The organism is Sphingobium algorifonticola, assembly GCF_004005485.1.
Classification (GTDB): domain Bacteria; phylum Pseudomonadota; class Alphaproteobacteria; order Sphingomonadales; family Sphingomonadaceae; genus Sphingobium; species Sphingobium algorifonticola.
The window spans coordinates 82,338-98,119 of the sequence record NZ_RZUL01000006.1; the positions used below are offsets into that span (position 1 = coordinate 82,338).

The window sequence follows — 15,782 nt, forward strand, 5'->3', positions numbered from 1 at the left end:
TGATCGTCGCTATGGCACGTCGCCGGAATGAAAGAGTGGCCTGACCCCAACGAAAAGCCGATCCGGCCATGGCTGATCGAGGCGGAATGCGCCCTGATCGGCCTCGCCACGATCGCGGGGCTGCTCCAGGGGGCTGCTTCCCTGATCGCCTTTCTACGCGGCCTCGTGGAATAGACGACCTTCGCGCGGACCGGCAAAAAAGCGGCCCACGCTAGACAAGATTTTACATAATTCATGCGGTGAAACACGTAAAATGCGCAAGTCTGAGCAGAGTGCCGCGCGAGGTTTAAGCAATCAGGTAAGCAATTGCGTGATACGAGCACGGTCCGCCAGCCCGCAGAATCTTTAAGCGCGGTCGTTGAAGAAAGGATCAGCTTGGCCCGCGTACAGATATCCTGTTCCCAGGCACGGGCCGGCATGTACGTGCTCAAGTTTGGCGGATCCTGGTTTCGCCATCCTTTCTGGCGAGCCCACTTTCTCCTAACATCGGAGGAGGATGTGCAGCGCGTGCGCACATCGGGCGTCCCCTTTATCGTCATCGACGACCAGCGCGGCGTTGCAGCGGAGCCCGCTATCCCCGCTGCGGCACCGCAAGCCGCCCCCCGACCCGCGAACGTGCGCAGACCCGCCCTTTCCTCAGTCCGCGCGGCGAACGAGCCAGCAGAAAGACCGCAGTCCCAACGCGATCGGGACAGAGCCGCCCGCCTCGTACAGCAGGCCAAGAACCGGATGAAAGGCGTCTTCGAAGCCGCCCGTCTCGGCAAGGCGGTACGCCGGGCCGACGTCGAGCCCGTTGTCGACGATATCGTGGCTTCTATCGAGCATAACGCCCAGGCGTTGATCGGGGTTATCCGGCTCAAGAGCAAAGACGAATATACCTATTTTCATTCGGTCGCGGTCTGCACCCTGATGGTCAACCTGGCCCGGCATCACAGCCTTGATGAGGCGACGACGCGCGATTTCGGGCTAGCGGGTCTGCTCCACGACATCGGCAAGATGGGAATACCGGACGATATTCTGAACAAGCCGGGCAAACTGACCGAAGGCGAGTTCGCCATCGTCCGCGACCATCCGAACTTCGGTCACAGCTTGCTCTCGGCGACCCCGGACATGTCGCCGACCGCGCTCGATGTGTGCCTCCATCATCACGAGAAGATGGACGGAACCGGCTATCCCTTTGCCATGCCAGGCGAGGCGATCAGCCTTGCCGCGCGGGCCGGCGCGATCTGCGACGTTTATGACGCGCTGACCTCGGACCGAAGTTACAAGGAAGACTGGGCTCCCGCAGAAGCGATCAGCGCCATGTGGAACTGGGAGGGGCATTTCGACCAGGCGCTCCTCTTCGAATTCATGCAAAGCATCAGCGTCTTCCCCAAAGGCCTGCTGGTCCGGCTGCGCAGCAATCGCCTCGCGCTTACACTTGAGAACCGGCGCCGCGCATCGCGGCCCCGCGTCTGCGCCTTCTACTCCACGCGCGATCGTGAATTCCTCGATCCCGAAATCGTCGTCATTCGCGACGACCTGTCCGGCGACCAGATCCTTTCCGCCGAGGAGCCGGCACTCTGGGGCTTTACGGAGTGGGATGCCGTCGCTCTGGCGCTCGAGAGCGGACAGGATTCCCGCTTCGTTCGTCAGCGGACGATGACAGCCCGAGCCGCCAACGGCTGATCGAGACTGACAGAAATACGGCAGCGCGTGGTGTCGGCGAACCTGGCCCATGAGCAGGCCGGGGACGCAGGCGTATAGCGTTCCACTTTCACGTTCACGGTCCGCATCCCGCCCGGGTCGACCGAGGACCGCCGCCCGTCCTTTCCCCGGCTCCGCCACGTCATGCACGAGCCTTGCGCGAAGAACGAATGTCGGACCCACGCGTTGATCCCTGACAACCCGTAGAGCAGCGATGGCGGACATGGACAAGCAAATGGCAGTAGGATGGGCGCGGCTTGCCGCGATGGTCGCAGTGTCGACGGCTGTCATGTTCGTGCTGATGTACCAGCTCGTCTATAGCGCCGATCATCTCTATTTCAGCGTAACCAGGCTTTTGTCTTCATTCATCATGGGCGCGGTAATGGTCGCCATCATGCTCGCTTTCATGTGGGACATGTACCATCCGCGCATGCTCAAGATCGCCGTCCTCTGGCTCTCGATCGGCTGCGCTTTCATTCTGCTTGCGCTCAACCGTTCCCAGGCATTGGTCGGCGATACCGCCTTCATGGAGGCGATGATCCCGCATCATTCGATAGCGATCAACAATGCCCGCAAGGCAGATCTCACCGACCCTCGCGTGCGCCGCCTCGCCGATGGCATCATCAAGGCGCAGGTGCGTGAGATCGAGGAAATGAAAATCCTCATCAGCGATATCCGCCGCAACGGCTCGCGCGGATCAGCTACCCTCCCGCCCGCCGCCGCGATCGTCACCCCCGAAATGAGCGGCGATATCGCCAAAGCCGTAGAATGATGAGGTCCCTGCCACCTCAGGTCGGGGTGTCATCCCTCTTCGTGAAATATTGAAGCACCCTCTCGATCGAACCTCCCTGCACGATGACCGAGAAGAGCACGACCATATAGGTGGCGGTCAGGAGGCCGGGACGGGCGCTATCGCTCGCCAGACCAAGGGCGAGTGCAATCGATATCCCGCCGCGCAGTCCGCCCCAGATCAAGGTCGGCGGCGCCAGACGCCCGAGATCGAGCAGCGGACGCATCGCCGCCAGCGGCAAAGCCACCGATATGGCGCGGGCGGCCAGCGCCAGCGGAATGGCCAGGGCGCCGAGCAGCAGCAAACGCGGGTCGCCCGGGATCGTGACCACTTCGAGACCGATCAGCAGGAACAGGACAGCGTTCAATATGTCATCGACCAGCGCCCAGAATTTGTGGACATAGTCACGCGTTAAATCGCTCATCGCATAAGCGACCCCGGCATTGCCGATGACAAGGCCCGCGATCGCCATCGCCACCGGGCCACTGACGTGCAGCCCGCTTGCGAGCGCGTAGCCGCCCATCACCACCGCGAGGCTGATCATCACCTCGACCTTATATTCGTCGATCGAGCGCATCATGCGAAAGGCGATCCAGCCGATGGCAAGGCCAAGCAGCACGCCTCCGCCGGCCTCGAGCAGGAACAGATGTGCTGCATGCGCGAGCGAGAAAGGCTCGCCCGACACTGCGGTCGCGAGCAGGATCGCGAAAACGACGACGCCCACGCCGTCGTTGAACAGGCTCTCGCCCGCCACCGTCGCCTCGAGGATAAGCGCGACCCTGGCGCGCTTGAGCACGCCCATGACGGAAACCGGGTCGGTAGGACTGATCAGCGCGCCGAACACGAGACACCAGATCATCGGAATATCGAGCCCGACCAGCAGGCCGAGCCCATAGAATCCGCCGCCGACCAGCGCGGTGGAGATCAGCACGCCGATCGTGCTGAGGACGAGGATCGGCCAGCGCCCGCGCCGCATCTCATGCCAGTCGACATGAAGCGCCCCGGCGAACAGGAGGAACGATAGCATCCCGTCCATCAAGGTGGTGTGGAAATCGATGCCGGCGATGAAGCGAGCCACATCGCTACCGACGGTGCTGCCTGGCAACAACCGGTCCAGTCCCACGACGATGAGCGATGCGACCGCCCCCATGACGGTGAGTCCGACAGAGGGCGGCAATTTGAGGAAACGGTGATTGCAATAGCCAAGGAGCGCTGCGAGCACGATGAGGATCGCAGCGGCGTCGAACGGCGTCAGCGAAAGACCCGCGATCATGGCTCCTCCGCATCGATACGCTGCAGCCGGAAGGACTGCCCTGCCGCCCGCGCGGAAGTAGGGGTCACGCCCTGATCGCGCAGGACCGCGGCGATCGCCGCGGCGCGGCGCTGACTGAGCGTCGGCTTCTCCGGCATCTCCTCCGGCAGGCCCGGCACGCCAAGCGCGCGCACATTCCAGCGCTTTGACGCCCAGGCGGAGGTCAGTACGGCATCGCGCGCGATCGGGTCGAGCCTGTCGTCGTCATCGGCAAAAGCGATGACCGGCAACAGTCCCTGTGGCGGGATGATCGCAATGTCCCAGTCGTCGATATCCTGATGCGCGCGCTCTTCGAGGGCGCGATAGCTGGCCACGCTCGCTCCGGGCAATGGCGCTGCTACCGCGCTTGCCCGCCGGTGATCGCGGTCGATCGTGACGGCGTCGCTGGAAATACCCGCCGCCAGCCCAAGCATGCGAGAGAGCGCTGCGATGCGCGCATTCTCGATAGCGGCCGCATCGCCCGCCTGCCGCAGTTCTTCGCGCTGCGCATCCAGGGCCCCCGAGCCTGGTTCGAGCAGCACCTGGTCGAGCTGCAGCCGGACCGGCTGGCCGAGCCGCTCCTGAAGTTCGGCCTGCAAGCCAAGCGTGCGCTGCATATTCTTGCGCGGCGTAATGACCACCGAGCGCACGGCGATCGGCGCGGCATCGAAATTGACGTCGAGCTGCGTCACGCGCGCGTTCGACCCGAAACGATCGGTCAGGAACGAGCGCACCTGCGTCACCGTAACGGCTTCGGTGGCAATCCGCTTCAGCGAAAACCCAAGCGGAATGGCCATCGCAATGAACACGAAGAACAGGACGATCGTCTGGGTCCAGCTCTGCTGGCTCGAAAGCGCATGCCCGAACCCATAGAAGCGCGCCATGACCGTCGCCGACAGCGCGATCGTGACGAAGTTGGTCACGAAGAGCGCGAAGGCGCCGCCGAGGACCGGCAGATTACCTGTCGCCAGCCCGTAGCCGACGACGGCAAGTGGCGGCATCAGGGCCGTGGCGATGGCGACGCCAACGACCGTATCGCCGCGACCGCGAATGATGGCGAAGGTGCCGGCGAGTGCCGCAAAGAGTGCAACGGCGAGATCGAACAGATTCGGCCGGGTCCGGGCGATGATCTCGGTGGTCGGCGCCTGGAGGGGAGAGAGCAGTACGATGAGCGCGGTAAAGGCGACGGCACACGCCGAACCGGCCGCAAGCGCGATCAGCGCGCGGCGCATCTCCCCAAAATCGAACAGCGCCAGGCTGAAACCGAGACCAAGGATTGGACTCATGAGCGGCGAAATCAGCATCGCGCCGATTACGACGGCGGGTGACGACAGCAACAAGCCGAGCACCGCGATGCCTGCGGACATCATCGTCATGAACAGATAGCGGGGCGACCAGCCGCTTTCCGCGGCGATCTTCTCGATCACGGCCGCATGGTCGATACTGCCCACGACGCGTCTGCGCCACCAGCGGTAGAGGGCTACCCGCTTGAGTGCGCCATGGACGGCTGAATGATCGTTGTGGCTTTGGGCTTCCGGCATCCGGCCTCCTGACCGCGACGCGGCTTCGCATGTGAGGCACCTGCCCCGATGCCTTTGCCTACACCGCCACATTCAATTGGACAATTTGCCTGAATTTTAAGCAGCGCCAGCAGGGCCTTTGCGCGTGCCCCAGGATGAAATCTGGCCCGACGGATCGTCCGAGGCGCGATCGGTGTGCCCAAGAATTGCGAAATGGACTGCCGGTTCACGCCGATATCTTGGACTGTCCGCGAGCTTGTGATAGGCCCGCCGGGCGCCGCGAGGAGCGGCGCCGGGACTGGTAATCCCGCGAAATGCGATGACCCGGGTGGAGAAATCCGCCGGGGTGCCTGTGCATATGTCCAGGTCGCTTGCGGCTAAAAGCGCAGGCGCATGTCATTTCGCATGTTACCAGCCCCGGCTCCCCGCGCAGCGCGCGGGGGCATCGGGCATTCTTCCGGCATCCCCATGGGCGTCCGGAGAGCCATGACAAGCGATCGCGACAATCACCGCAAACTCATTTCCGCGATCCGCCATCTCGACGAGGCGCTCGTCCTGCTCGACGAGGGCGATCTTGGCGACCAGGAGTCCGCCGCGCTCATCGAGCGTGCGCTGCAACGGGCGCGGCGACACTTGCGGACAGGCATCGGTCCGGGCCTGCTCCCCCTTTCCCCTCGCCGCGCAAGGCCGCCGCGCCTGCGGCAGCTCTTCAGGCAACGGCACCGCGGCTAGGCAATTCCTTGCGCACATTGGCCATGCTCGCTCCGGGCGGCTGCGCTCGATCGAGAAGCGTCACGAAATAACGGCTCATCAGGCCAAGGCCCGTTGCGCTCAATTTCAGGAAGGTCAGACGATGATCACGCGGATCGCGCTCCTGGACGACAAGGTCGAGCGCGATGAGCTTGCGGGCCCAGCGCCGCGCGGTGCTGGAGGGAACCCCGCTCATCGGCGCCAGGCTGGTGATCTGCACCCGGCAACCCCGTGCGTGCGCCGCGTAGAGATCGAGAAGGATGTCCCAACCGGGTTCGGCGAAGAGCTCGGCCCCGAAAATATCCGCGCGCATGCGGCGCGCCATGAAGATCCAGCCAGCGAGCGCAATACCGGCACGGTGGTCGGTCGCATCGCCGCGCATGCATTTCGACGCCTTTTCCGCGTCGTCCAGCGCCATGTCCGCCCGCTCCGGCCTCTCAGGCTCGCGCATCGCGGCCTCCCGCGCGCGATGGAGTGGACTTAGCTGCCGCGCGCAGCTTACGCATGCGCGCATCGACCCGTTGCTGCCGCCGCGCGTCGGGCTGCCTGCTTGAAAGATCGAGGGGGCCGGGCCGATCCCATGCGCCTTCAGGCCTGATCATGACATAGGGATCGGCGCCGATCGCGATGCTGTCGCCGCCCGTATCCAGCACCGCTTCAAGCTCGACATATTCGACCTCCGAGAAGCGGAACGATGCCCGGCCGGCAATCGGCCGAAAGCCGAACAATCCCCAGAAGCGCGTCAGGTCGTGCCTCGAATGACCATAAGCGCGGCGAAAGCCCTTCTGACGGCAAAAGCCCAGTGCCTCTCGCACCAGCCGGAAAGCCAGGCGCGACGTTCGATATTCCTGCCGGACGGCAAGGCGCTCGATCTTCACGAAATCGCCGAAGTAGCGGATCCTGATGCACCCGGCAGGTTCGCCGTCGATCTCGCCGAGAAAATGGGTCGCGCAAAAGTCGTTGCCGTCGAACTCCTCCTCATAGGGACATTCCTGTTCCGACATGTAGGTCGCGGCGCGCACCGTGAAGCATTTCATCATGTCTTCCATCGTGCGCGCGACACGGATGTCGATCCCGTCACCCGGCTTTTGCGCGAGGGCTTCGGGCCGGAATTCTGGAAAACCCGTTCGCGCGGGAAGCGCCAGAAGATCCCCGGGCGCCTGCGCATAGACGCTGCGGGCAGGCACGAAACCCATCGCCGGGAAAAGCCGGGCGGTGTGTCCGGTGACAGCGCGGGTGAAGAGCGGGCATCCGGCAGGGGCGATCCTGCCCAGGAGCGGCGCGAGCGCGCGCAGGGTCGTCACGAGGCTGCCGGGCGAGAAGATGAGCCAGATATAGATCGCCGCCACCTGCTCGTCCTCGCGGCTCACCAGCGCCAGGTCGGGATTCCCGCTGTCGAAGCGTCCAGACACCATCGCCCGGGCGCCCCGGTCATTAAGCGGGAGGAAGGCCAGGAAGGAAGGTGGCGCGTTGTCCGTCTTGCCATCGAGGAGCTGGAAAATCTGCCGATTGTGGCGGATCGCCGCCGCAGCGACGCCATCGGGCACGAGATGGCCCAGATGCCCCCGCGCTACGCCGAGCGCGGCGAGGGCTTCATCCAGCCCAGCCGCACGCGCCTGGCAGGAGTGTGCGGCGCCGGCAGCGCATAGGCGGGTCACACGGTCGGAGAAGGCCATGGTACTGAAACCATCAAGCGGCGCCGGCCTGATACTGTCCTGATACATCGATTTCCCTTCATGCTGGAAGGGTTCCTCGACTAGGCCCGACTGTCCGCCGTGAGGCGAGCCTATCGCGCTCCAGCCCTGGTCAAATATTGTCCCACCCCATGGTGTTCGCCCCCGGCGGTCGGAAGCGCAAGTTGATAAGCGCGCTTCGAGGCGAGGATTGCTGCAGCGCGACAAGTATCAGCGCCAATGTGGATGCATTTTATATTGGCCATTCGCGCCCAAATGGATTCTGTTGGCGCCAGCCTTCCGGAAAAGCGGACAAAGAAGGAGAGGCAATTTGGTGGCGAAGAAGAAACGGACGGATTGCGTACAAACAAAATCTAATAGCAGTAGTGCAAGACCAATATTCCATCATCGCGACAACGCACCCACCGATCCGCCGCTCGCGCCTGACAGACTGAAACGTATCGACTGGCACGAACTGGAACTTGTCCTTCACGTCATCGCAGCGGGAAGCGTGCGTGCTGGCGCAGCCCGGACAGGACATGCCATCGGCACGATCCGGCGGCGCCTCGGCCGCATCGAAGACAAGCTCGGCGCCGCCATTGCCGAGCGCAGCGCCACCGGCTTCATCCTGACCCGGGCCGGCAAACAGCTCATCCAACGGGCTCGCGACATGGAGCGCACTTGGGTTGGCGCGGAACGCATGAAGTCAGGCGACGCGCTGCAAGGGCGGGAACGGGTCCGCATTGCCGTGACCGAAGGCCTTGGAACCTATTGGCTCATGCCAAGGCTCGTCGAATTCCAGGAACGCCATCCCGATCTCGACGTCGAGCTCATCTGCGACATGCGCGCGGCCGACATTCTGAACGATGCGTGCGATATCGCGGTGCAGCTTGAGCCGCCTCCCGAAGGCGCGCAGGCCCGGCATATCGGAACGCTCCATCTGATGCCGTTCGCCTCCGATCGCTACCTGCAGACCGCCGGTGTCCCGCGATCGATCGACGAATGGCCGCGGCACCGCCTCGTCTGGCAGGAAGCAGACCAGGTCGCGTCCCATCTCCTTCCCTATATTCTGGGCACCGCGGATCCGGCCGGCCTCATCGCGATCCGCACGAACACGAGTTCGGCGCATTTCCGCGCCGTAGCCTCAGGCGGCGGCATCGGGATCCTGCCGACCTATGCCCGGGCGGTGAGCCGGCGAGTCCGGCCGCTCGACGTCGGACTGCATCTGAGGCGGGAGATCTTCTGTCTGACCAGCAACGAGCAGACCATCACGCAAGGTGTTCAGTCAGCCCTCAACTGGCTCGCGCAATCCTTCGATGGCGATTTGTATCCCTGGTTTCGCGACGCTTTCGTCCACCCGCGCGACTTCGAACAGGCTCTCTCGCCTTCCAATGTCATCAGCCTGTTCGAAGGGTTTATCGATACGCTCGATGCCGATGAGGCCATCTAGATCGCCCGAAGGCTTTGTGGCGGCAAAGCAATGCGGGGCCGCAGCGGCTTGCGCCGCGCGACCCCGCACTCCCCACGACCCTACCGCGCCAGCGCAACGGGACAGTCCACATCCGCTAAGCCGGCTCCCCCGCAGTCTTGGTCCCGGTCTTGGCAGATATTTGGTAAAAAGATGTAAAGCAATGCCCGGAAACCGCTCTTCTCGCCGGGACAGTTCGGATTGCCCTTTCGGATCGATTGAACTCTCGCAGCCGATCGACTAGCCATGATCATGAGGGATGGGCGCCGGAGAAGAAGGCGCAGGCGGGAACGGTCGCTATGGAGCATCAGGATGCCGAGAGCCTGCTGGCCGAGGCCCGGCTCCAGCTTGCTGCCGCCGAGATTGCGGTCAACCGCATAGACCAGCGTCGCTATCAGGCCCGGTTCTGGTTTTCGCTCAACCAGGCCTGGGCGATTTTGACGGGCGCCTCGCTTCCGGGGTCGCCTACGATCCATTGAGGCATGCTGCAGGTTTGCCCAACCTTCCCGCCCTCTTTGCTGCTTTCCGAGCGGGCCTCTGTTTCATGATCGCACGAGGATCTGCATCCGATCGCGCTTGCGATTGAGCTTGGAGCGGCCAATACCGAGGCGCCTAGCTGTCTCGCCAATATTTCCGCGATACCGGATTATCGCCAGCTGGCTGACCATTTCTTGACGCCAGCCTGCCCGCGATTGCTGGGAGGCGGGCATCCCAGCGCCGAAGCGGAGCGTGCCACCAAAGAGCCACAGTTGAAGCCAAATCGATTTTGGTTCCCTGACATCGCCCTTCGAAATGGGAACCAATCGACGCAAAGCGACGTTCCGTGGCGAATTGGAGGCGAAAGCGAGGAAAAGGGTCTGTCGGCGGCCCACGTGGATCGTCCTCGGGGGAAAGACGCGCGTGCTTAGATTGTGGGAGAATCTCGACCAGCCTCTGGAAGAGCTGATCGATAGCGAGTCTACGGCCAGAATTGCCGCCCTCTTTGACAGTTCACCATCGTTCGTCGCGGTGCTGGGCGGAAGCGACCATCATTTTCTTTACGTCAATCCCGCCTATCAGCAGCTGATCGGCGAGAGGACCGCTGTCGGCCGCACCGTTTCGCAATGCCTGCCCGAGGTCGCCGAGCAAGGCTTCATCGAACTGCTCGATCAGGTCTTCGCCAGCGGACAGCCTCACGCCGCGCGGGATGTTCCCATCCTCCTCCACAGCACCGCGAACGCCGAACCCGCCCGCCACTGGCTCGACTTCGTATATCAACCGGTCCGCAACGCCGCCGGCGAGGTTCGCGGCATCCTCGTGGAGGGGAGCGACGTCAGCCAGCGTCATCTCGCCACCGAAGCCTTGCACAAGAATGAAGCCTTTTATCGGCAAGTGGTCGATGCCGCGACCGATCACGCCATCATCGCCCTTTCCAGCGAAGGCCAGGTAACGCTCTGGAATCGCGGCGCAGAACAATTGCTCGGCTGGACCGCGCAGGACATGATCGGCCAGCCTCTGGACCGCATATTTCCCGATGCCCAGGGTCGGACCGCCTTTGCAGGGCGAATGGAGCGGGCACGGCGCACCGGGCATCACGCCGACGAAGGTTGGCGCATGACGCACAGCGGCCGCCGCTTCTGGGCAAGCGGGGAGATGCGGATCATCAAGGACAATGCCGGGCATATCGACGGCTTCGTCAAGGTCCTGCGCGACAGGACGGCCGAGCATGAAGCCTCGCTCGCGCTGCAGCGTTCGGAGGAACGCTCTCGTCGCGCCCAGGAAGCCGGCCATGTCGGCGTTTTCACGCTCGATGTCGCTTCGGGCTGGATGGAGCCCACCGCCGAGGCATGCCGGATATTCGGCCTTGAGCCTTCGGACGGGCTCCCGGCGAGCGCCTTCGAGGATATCATCGTTCCAGAGGATCGCGAGATTGCCTCGAATGCGCAGCGGCGCGGCACGGGCGACGTAGCGCGCGATGTCGAGTATCGCATCAGGCGGCCGAGCGATGGCGCGATCCGCATCGTCGCACGACGCGCCGAACTCGAATATGACGCGGCCGGAAAGCCAACGCGCATGGTCGGCGTGGTGCAGGACGTCACTGACCAGCGCGCGCTGCAGACAGCCGCGCTCGCCAGCGAAGCGCAGGCGCGCCGGGACGCCGAGCGGGTTCAGCTTGCGCTCGCCGCCGGCGCCATCATCGGCACCTGGGTCTGGGATATCGAGGCCAACCAGTTCACCATCGACGAGCAGTTCTCGGAGTCCTTCGGGATCGATCCCGCTCTCGGCCGGGAGGGCATCCCGCTCGAGCAGATCATCGCCACGGTGCATCCTGACGACAAGCCCGGCCTTGCCCAGGCGATCGAGGACGTGGTCGCGCGCGGCGGGGCCTATGCCCATCAATACCGCGTGAGGCGCGCCGATGGGCGCTATTACTGGATCGAAGCCAATGGCCGCGTCGAAAGGACGATCGAGGGCCGCACCCGCTTTCCGGGCGTCCTTCTCGATATCGAGCAGCGGCGCTCGCTCGAGCAGGATCGCGACGCAGCCCATCGCCTGCTCGCCACCGTCCTGGAGGCTGTGCCGGGCGTCGTCTACGCCAAGGACCATGAAGGCCGCATGCTCATGGGCAATGGCGGAACGAGCGAGCTTCTCGGCCTTCCACCCGAGACGTTCCTGGGCCGCACCGATCTGGAAAATCTAGAGGACAAGGCGCAGGCGCGCGCGGTCATGGCCAATGACCGCCGTATCATGGACAGCGGCGAGCCGGAGCAGCTTGTCGAACATGTCGCTCTTCCTGACGGCACCCATGCCGTCTGGCTTTCGCAGAAAGCGCCGCTTCGCGACGAAGCGGGCCAGGTGGTCGGACTGGTGGGTGCATCGGTCAATATCACGGACCGCGTTCGCGCGGAAAGCGAGCTGAGGGAACTCAACCAGACGCTCGAGCAACGCATCGCCGACGCCGTCGCGGAACGCGAGCAAGCCGAGGAGGCGCTCCGCCAGGGTCAGAAAATGGAAGCGATCGGCCAGCTCACCGGCGGGATCGCCCACGATTTCAACAATCTGCTCTCGATCATCATGGGCAGTGTCGAACTGGCCATCCGGGCAGTCGGCAAGGCGGAGGCACCCGACCCGCGCGTTCAGAAGATGCTGGGCAACGCCATGACCGGCGCGAACCGCGCCGCGGCGCTGACGCAGCGCCTTTTGGCCTTTTCCCGGCGGCAGCCACTGGCGCCTCGCCCGACCTCGCTCGTGACGCTCGTCCAGGGCATGGGCGATCTTCTCGAACGATCGCTCGGCGAGACCATCCGCGTCGAAACGGCCCTCCCCGCCGATCTGTGGACGGTCGAAATCGACCCCAATCAGCTGGAAAGCGCACTGCTCAATCTGGCCGTGAATGCGCGCGACGCCATGCCTGCGGGCGGGGTCATGCATATCGAGGCCCGCAATCTTGTCTTGAGCGACGAAGCTTCCGCTCCCGCGCAAGGCATGGCGCCGGGCGCCTGGGTCAGGATCGACGTGCGCGATACCGGCGCAGGCATGCCGCCAGAGGTCGCATCGCGCGTGTTCGAGCCATTTTTCACCACCAAGGAACAGGGCAAAGGCACCGGCCTTGGCCTCTCGATGGTCTATGGTTTCGTGACGCAAAGCGGCGGCCATGTCACGCTCCGCTCGGCCGCCGGCGAGGGCACGCTCGTCTCGCTCTACCTGCCACGGCTTGCGTCCGAAGCGGAGCCCGACACACCGCCCACATCGCAAGGAGCGCCCGGAAATCCGGCGTCACGGGCCGCCACGATCCTGGTCGTGGAGGATAATGAGGGCGTGCGGGCCTTCACCGTCGAATGCCTGATGGAGCTCGGCTATACCTTGCTCGAGGCCGAGGATGCGACCAGTGCGCTCGCCATCATTACCCGTCCCGAGCAGCATATCGACCTTCTCCTGACCGACGTGATCATGCCAGGACGGTCGGGGCGAGAGCTCGCCGACGAGGCTCTCAGGGTTCGGCCCGCGCTCAAGGTGCTCTTCATGAGCGGCTATCCCCGTGATGCGATCGTCCATGACGGTCGTCTCGACGAAGGCGTGGAACTGCTGGCAAAACCCTTCAGCTTCGAGGCGCTGTCCGCGCGCATCGCAGCTATGCTCCCCTGCTGAGAAAAAGCCGCAGCGCCATGACCTGCCTATCAGGCTGGGCAAAGATGGACTGGACAATGATCGCCGTGCCCGGCTTTAGGCAGAGCATGATCAGGTGAGCGCCTGATCGAAATTCATGGCTGAAGCCGCTGAGCGCCAGTCTTCAAGTGCGGGGAAAATAGTTGAGTGATCCCAGATTTGCAGGAAGGCGCGTTCTGATCGTGGAAGACGAGAGCATGATCGCCATGCTTCTCGAAGATATCATCACGGACCTTGGCTGCATCGTCGTCGCCTGCGTCGCGACCGTTGCGGACGCGCTGGCAAGCATCGAGGGGGATCAGCTCGACGCCGCGCTCCTCGACGTCAATCTGGGTAGCGAGCAAAGCTACGGCATCGCCGATGTGCTTGGGCCGCGCGCTGTGCCCTACCTCTTCATCTCCGGCTACGGGGATCGCGGCATAGACCCGCGCTACCAGGGCCGGCCGGTATTGCAAAAGCCCTTTACCGCCGACAGCATCGAACAGGCCTTGTCCGGTATCCTCGGCTAAAGCTTCGCGAAAAGGACGCCGGCGCCTGACCGACAGGACCGCGTGCCGAGACGGGTTCCGAGGGGCGGAGCCATGACAAATACAGTTCGCCATACATCCGCGCCGTCGTTGCGATGAGCGACGACCCGACCGCATTGCGCATCGGCATTCCCGTGGACACCATGACGTCAGGCACGATCAGAAATCCATCGCCTATGCCGACAAATTCGGAGAACAGGCCCGTCGTGCAGCCGTTTCTGCCGGACCCCGCATTTGCGCAGGTCTGCCGACGGGCGGTCCACTCCCCGCAGCAGACCTGCGCAAGCGGTCAGAGGCCCTTGGCCATATTGAGATGCGCCGTGACCGTCGGCACCAGCCCGGTGGCAAAGCTCTTCAACGATGCGACTTCGCCGGACCCCGAATACGCCTTGAGGGCATCGAGTGCCGCCTGGTGAGCATCGACCTGCGCCCTCGCGTAAGCGGTGTCGAACCCAGCGCCAGACTTCGCCTGCAGGTCGTTCAAGGTCTGTTGCTGCGCGGGGCTGAGCTGAGCGTCCGGCGTGATCGCCGGTGTTGCGCCAGCGGCCGCCGTCTTGAGCTTCGCGGTGGAATCCGTGTGGGCCTTGATCATCTGGGCTGCGGATCGCCAGCCATGGAGTTAGTGGTTGTGGTCGCCTCGGGAGCAGGTTCGTCCTTCTTCCCGCAAGCGCTCAGCGCGAGCGCAAGAGTGACGATGGCGGCTGTTGACAAGCGCTTCATTGGGGTGCTCCTCGCGGCGAGACAAATTGTCCTATCGTCAACTGTTTCGGCGGAAGGTCGTTCCTGCAGGACCTTTCACCTCTTCACGCGTTTAGTCCGCAGCAGACGGCGCAATGCACGAAAGGACCGCCATGAGCATTTTCAAGAATATTCTCGGCAAGATTTTTCATCATGACAGCGCCAAGGCCGCGCCCGTCGCTCCGGCGCCGGTCAGTCCCGCGCCGACCGCAGCGTCCGCACCTGCTGCAGCCGCGCCGCAGGCTGCCCCTGCCCCGGCGGCTGCAGCGGCGGCACCAGATGCTGTCGATGTGGGCGCCGTGCTTCAGAGCATGGCGGATATGAAAGACGACGAGGGCGGCAACTATCAGAGTTCGATCGTCGATCTGCTCAAGCTGCTCGATCTCGATTCCAGCCTCGCGGCACGCAAGGAATTGGCTGACGAGCTTGGCGTGCATGCCGGAGCTGACGGCTCGGCCGAGCAGAATATCGCGCTTCACCGGGCCGTCATCGACAAGCTCGCTGAAAATGGCGGTATCGTTCCCGACAGTTTGCGTAACTGAAGACATCAGCAGGTTCGGTTCATTCTTCAGCAGCGGTGAACCGGGCCTGTCCCTCGGGGCCTGATAAGGCGAGCGGTTGTTTACGGAGTTCCAGACCGTGCGACCGTGCGAAAAGATCCCGCCTCTTGGCCACGGACTGGTGCGGCGCAGCAAATCGGAGGTCGTGATGAAATCGGCAGTCGAGAACGGGATGATCCTGTGGATGTGGCCGCTCACGGCCGTTGAGCTGGCGAGCGACTGGGTGGAGACCATGAGCAGCGCGCGAAGCGTCATCGAGATGCGCATGCCGCTGATTTCGGCAACACTGATCGATCCGTTCAATGCCGATCAGCGCGAACTGACGCGAATGCTTACAGAAAAGACGAGCGCTTTCGGACGATCGCAACGATCAATCGCATCCGCTCGGGAGAGGCTTCGCAAAACAGGCGGCGCCAATGCGCGTGCATTCGGACGGCTGTGGGAAGGCGGCTGGCTCAATTGGTCAGCATGGACACAGGTTGCCGAGCGCAATCTGGAAATCTGGGCGACGCTCGCGGCGTTACCGACCGCGGCGCTCGCGCCTGTTCACTCGGCTGCCACCATGAACGCCCGGCGGCTTCGCGCAAAAGGCGCGGCCAAGCGATGAACTGCAGAGGTCGCGGGGAACCACTG

The 15,782-nt window shown here is 63.7% G+C and carries 15 protein-coding genes and 1 pseudogene; 10 read left to right on the forward strand and 6 right to left on the reverse strand.

All coding sequences use genetic code 11. The features are described from left to right. Positions 1 to 27 precede the first annotated feature (27 nt). From ENE74_RS18295 to ENE74_RS14750, 3 genes are all read left to right on the forward strand, one after another. On the forward strand, positions 28 to 174 hold the full coding sequence (locus tag ENE74_RS18295) for a hypothetical protein (RefSeq protein WP_164847496.1): 147 nt from the start codon (positions 28 to 30) through the stop codon (positions 172 to 174). 201 nt (positions 175 to 375) lie between these two features. Then, a complete protein-coding gene (locus ENE74_RS14745; RefSeq protein WP_277601378.1) occupies positions 376 to 1,668 on the forward strand; it encodes an HD-GYP domain-containing protein in 1,293 nt (430 codons plus the stop codon). Between the two features lie 253 nt (positions 1,669 to 1,921). After that, entirely contained in the window at positions 1,922 to 2,458 is a 537-nt protein-coding gene (locus ENE74_RS14750) for a DUF305 domain-containing protein (RefSeq protein WP_241242019.1), read from the forward strand. A 16-nt stretch (positions 2,459 to 2,474) separates the two neighbouring features. On the opposite strand, the gene ENE74_RS14755 is transcribed toward ENE74_RS14750, so the two are convergent. Both ENE74_RS14755 and ENE74_RS14760 read right to left on the reverse strand, forming a co-directional pair. Then, a complete protein-coding gene (locus ENE74_RS14755; RefSeq protein ID WP_127691699.1) occupies positions 2,475 to 3,749 on the reverse strand; it encodes a cation:proton antiporter in 1,275 nt (424 codons plus the stop codon). Then, positions 3,746 to 5,308 carry a DUF389 domain-containing protein gene (locus tag ENE74_RS14760; RefSeq protein WP_127691700.1) on the reverse strand — a complete coding sequence of 521 codons (1,563 nt, stop codon included), beginning with the start codon at positions 5,306 to 5,308 and terminating at the stop codon, positions 3,746 to 3,748. The genes ENE74_RS14755 and ENE74_RS14760 overlap by 4 nt, the downstream gene beginning before the upstream one ends. A gap of 465 nt (positions 5,309 to 5,773) precedes the next feature. On the opposite strand from ENE74_RS14760, the gene ENE74_RS14765 reads away from it, so the two are divergent. Beyond that, complete coding sequence (locus ENE74_RS14765; RefSeq protein ID WP_127691701.1) at positions 5,774 to 6,019, forward strand: hypothetical protein; 246 nt, start codon at positions 5,774 to 5,776, stop codon at positions 6,017 to 6,019. Here the strand turns inward: ENE74_RS14765 and ENE74_RS14770 are convergent. Beyond that, entirely contained in the window at positions 5,997 to 6,455 is a 459-nt protein-coding gene (locus tag ENE74_RS14770; RefSeq protein WP_127691702.1) for a MarR family winged helix-turn-helix transcriptional regulator, read from the reverse strand. The two genes, ENE74_RS14765 and ENE74_RS14770, sit on opposite strands and share 23 nt — an antisense overlap. A gap of 19 nt (positions 6,456 to 6,474) precedes the next feature. After that, positions 6,475 to 7,695, reverse strand: coding sequence for a GNAT family N-acetyltransferase (locus ENE74_RS14775; protein WP_241242020.1), 1,221 nt, complete (start codon positions 7,693 to 7,695; stop codon positions 6,475 to 6,477). Between the two features lie 349 nt (positions 7,696 to 8,044). On the opposite strand from ENE74_RS14775, the gene ENE74_RS14780 reads away from it, so the two are divergent. Together ENE74_RS14780 and ENE74_RS14785 are read left to right on the forward strand one after the other, a co-directional pair. Then, positions 8,045 to 9,160 (forward strand): LysR family transcriptional regulator, encoded by a 1,116-nt coding sequence (locus ENE74_RS14780; protein ID WP_241242028.1) that lies wholly within the window; start codon positions 8,045 to 8,047, stop codon positions 9,158 to 9,160. A 236-nt stretch (positions 9,161 to 9,396) separates the two neighbouring features. Then, positions 9,397 to 9,657, forward strand: coding sequence for a hypothetical protein (locus ENE74_RS14785; protein WP_127691705.1), 261 nt, complete (start codon positions 9,397 to 9,399; stop codon positions 9,655 to 9,657). 63 nt (positions 9,658 to 9,720) lie between these two features. Here the strand turns inward: ENE74_RS14785 and ENE74_RS18730 are convergent, their stop codons facing one another. After that, on the reverse strand, positions 9,721 to 9,888 hold the full coding sequence (locus ENE74_RS18730) for a helix-turn-helix domain-containing protein (protein ID WP_420902598.1): 168 nt from the start codon (positions 9,886 to 9,888) through the stop codon (positions 9,721 to 9,723). Between the two features lie 190 nt (positions 9,889 to 10,078). Here ENE74_RS18730 and ENE74_RS14795 point away from each other — a divergent pair, with 190 nt between their 5' ends. Together ENE74_RS14795 and ENE74_RS14800 are read left to right on the forward strand one after the other, a co-directional pair. Continuing rightward, complete coding sequence (locus ENE74_RS14795; RefSeq protein WP_164847497.1) at positions 10,079 to 13,306, forward strand: PAS domain S-box protein; 3,228 nt, start codon at positions 10,079 to 10,081, stop codon at positions 13,304 to 13,306. Between the two features lie 200 nt (positions 13,307 to 13,506). Further along, a complete protein-coding gene (locus ENE74_RS14800; RefSeq protein ID WP_277601379.1) occupies positions 13,507 to 13,833 on the forward strand; it encodes a response regulator in 327 nt (108 codons plus the stop codon). A gap of 307 nt (positions 13,834 to 14,140) precedes the next feature. On the opposite strand, the pseudogene ENE74_RS14805 reads toward ENE74_RS14800, so the two are convergent. After that, a pseudogene (locus ENE74_RS14805) lies at positions 14,141 to 14,452 on the reverse strand (DUF4142 domain-containing protein); the annotation flags it as partial. 250 nt (positions 14,453 to 14,702) lie between these two features. On the opposite strand from ENE74_RS14805, the gene ENE74_RS14810 reads away from it, so the two are divergent. Beyond that, the gene (locus ENE74_RS14810) at positions 14,703 to 15,131 is read left to right on the forward strand and encodes a DUF3597 family protein (protein ID WP_127691710.1); all 429 of its coding nucleotides are present in this window, start codon (positions 14,703 to 14,705) and stop codon (positions 15,129 to 15,131) included. Between the two features lie 139 nt (positions 15,132 to 15,270). Next, positions 15,271 to 15,756 carry a hypothetical protein gene (locus ENE74_RS14815; RefSeq protein ID WP_127691711.1) on the forward strand — a complete coding sequence of 162 codons (486 nt, stop codon included), beginning with the start codon at positions 15,271 to 15,273 and terminating at the stop codon, positions 15,754 to 15,756. Positions 15,757 to 15,782: the final 26 nt, after the last annotated feature.

Bases quoted from the DNA above. Each gene is read 5' to 3' on its own strand.
- ENE74_RS14755 (WP_127691699.1), bottom strand. From the start codon at position 3,749: ATGATCGCGGGTCTTTCGCTGACGCCGTTCGACGCCGCTGCGATCCTC.
- ENE74_RS14770 (WP_127691702.1), bottom strand. From the start codon at position 6,455: ATGGCGCTGGACGACGCGGAAAAGGCGTCGAAATGCATGCGCGGCGAT.
- ENE74_RS18730 (WP_420902598.1), bottom strand. From the start codon at position 9,888: ATGCCCGCCTCCCAGCAATCGCGGGCAGGCTGGCGTCAAGAAATGGTC.
- ENE74_RS14810 (WP_127691710.1), top strand. From the start codon at position 14,703: ATGAGCATTTTCAAGAATATTCTCGGCAAGATTTTTCATCATGACAGC.
- ENE74_RS14750 (WP_241242019.1), top strand. From the start codon at position 1,922: ATGGCAGTAGGATGGGCGCGGCTTGCCGCGATGGTCGCAGTGTCGACG.
- ENE74_RS18295 (WP_164847496.1), top strand. From the start codon at position 28: ATGAAAGAGTGGCCTGACCCCAACGAAAAGCCGATCCGGCCATGGCTG.
- ENE74_RS14760 (WP_127691700.1), bottom strand. From the start codon at position 5,308: ATGCCGGAAGCCCAAAGCCACAACGATCATTCAGCCGTCCATGGCGCA.
- ENE74_RS14765 (WP_127691701.1), top strand. From the start codon at position 5,774: ATGACAAGCGATCGCGACAATCACCGCAAACTCATTTCCGCGATCCGC.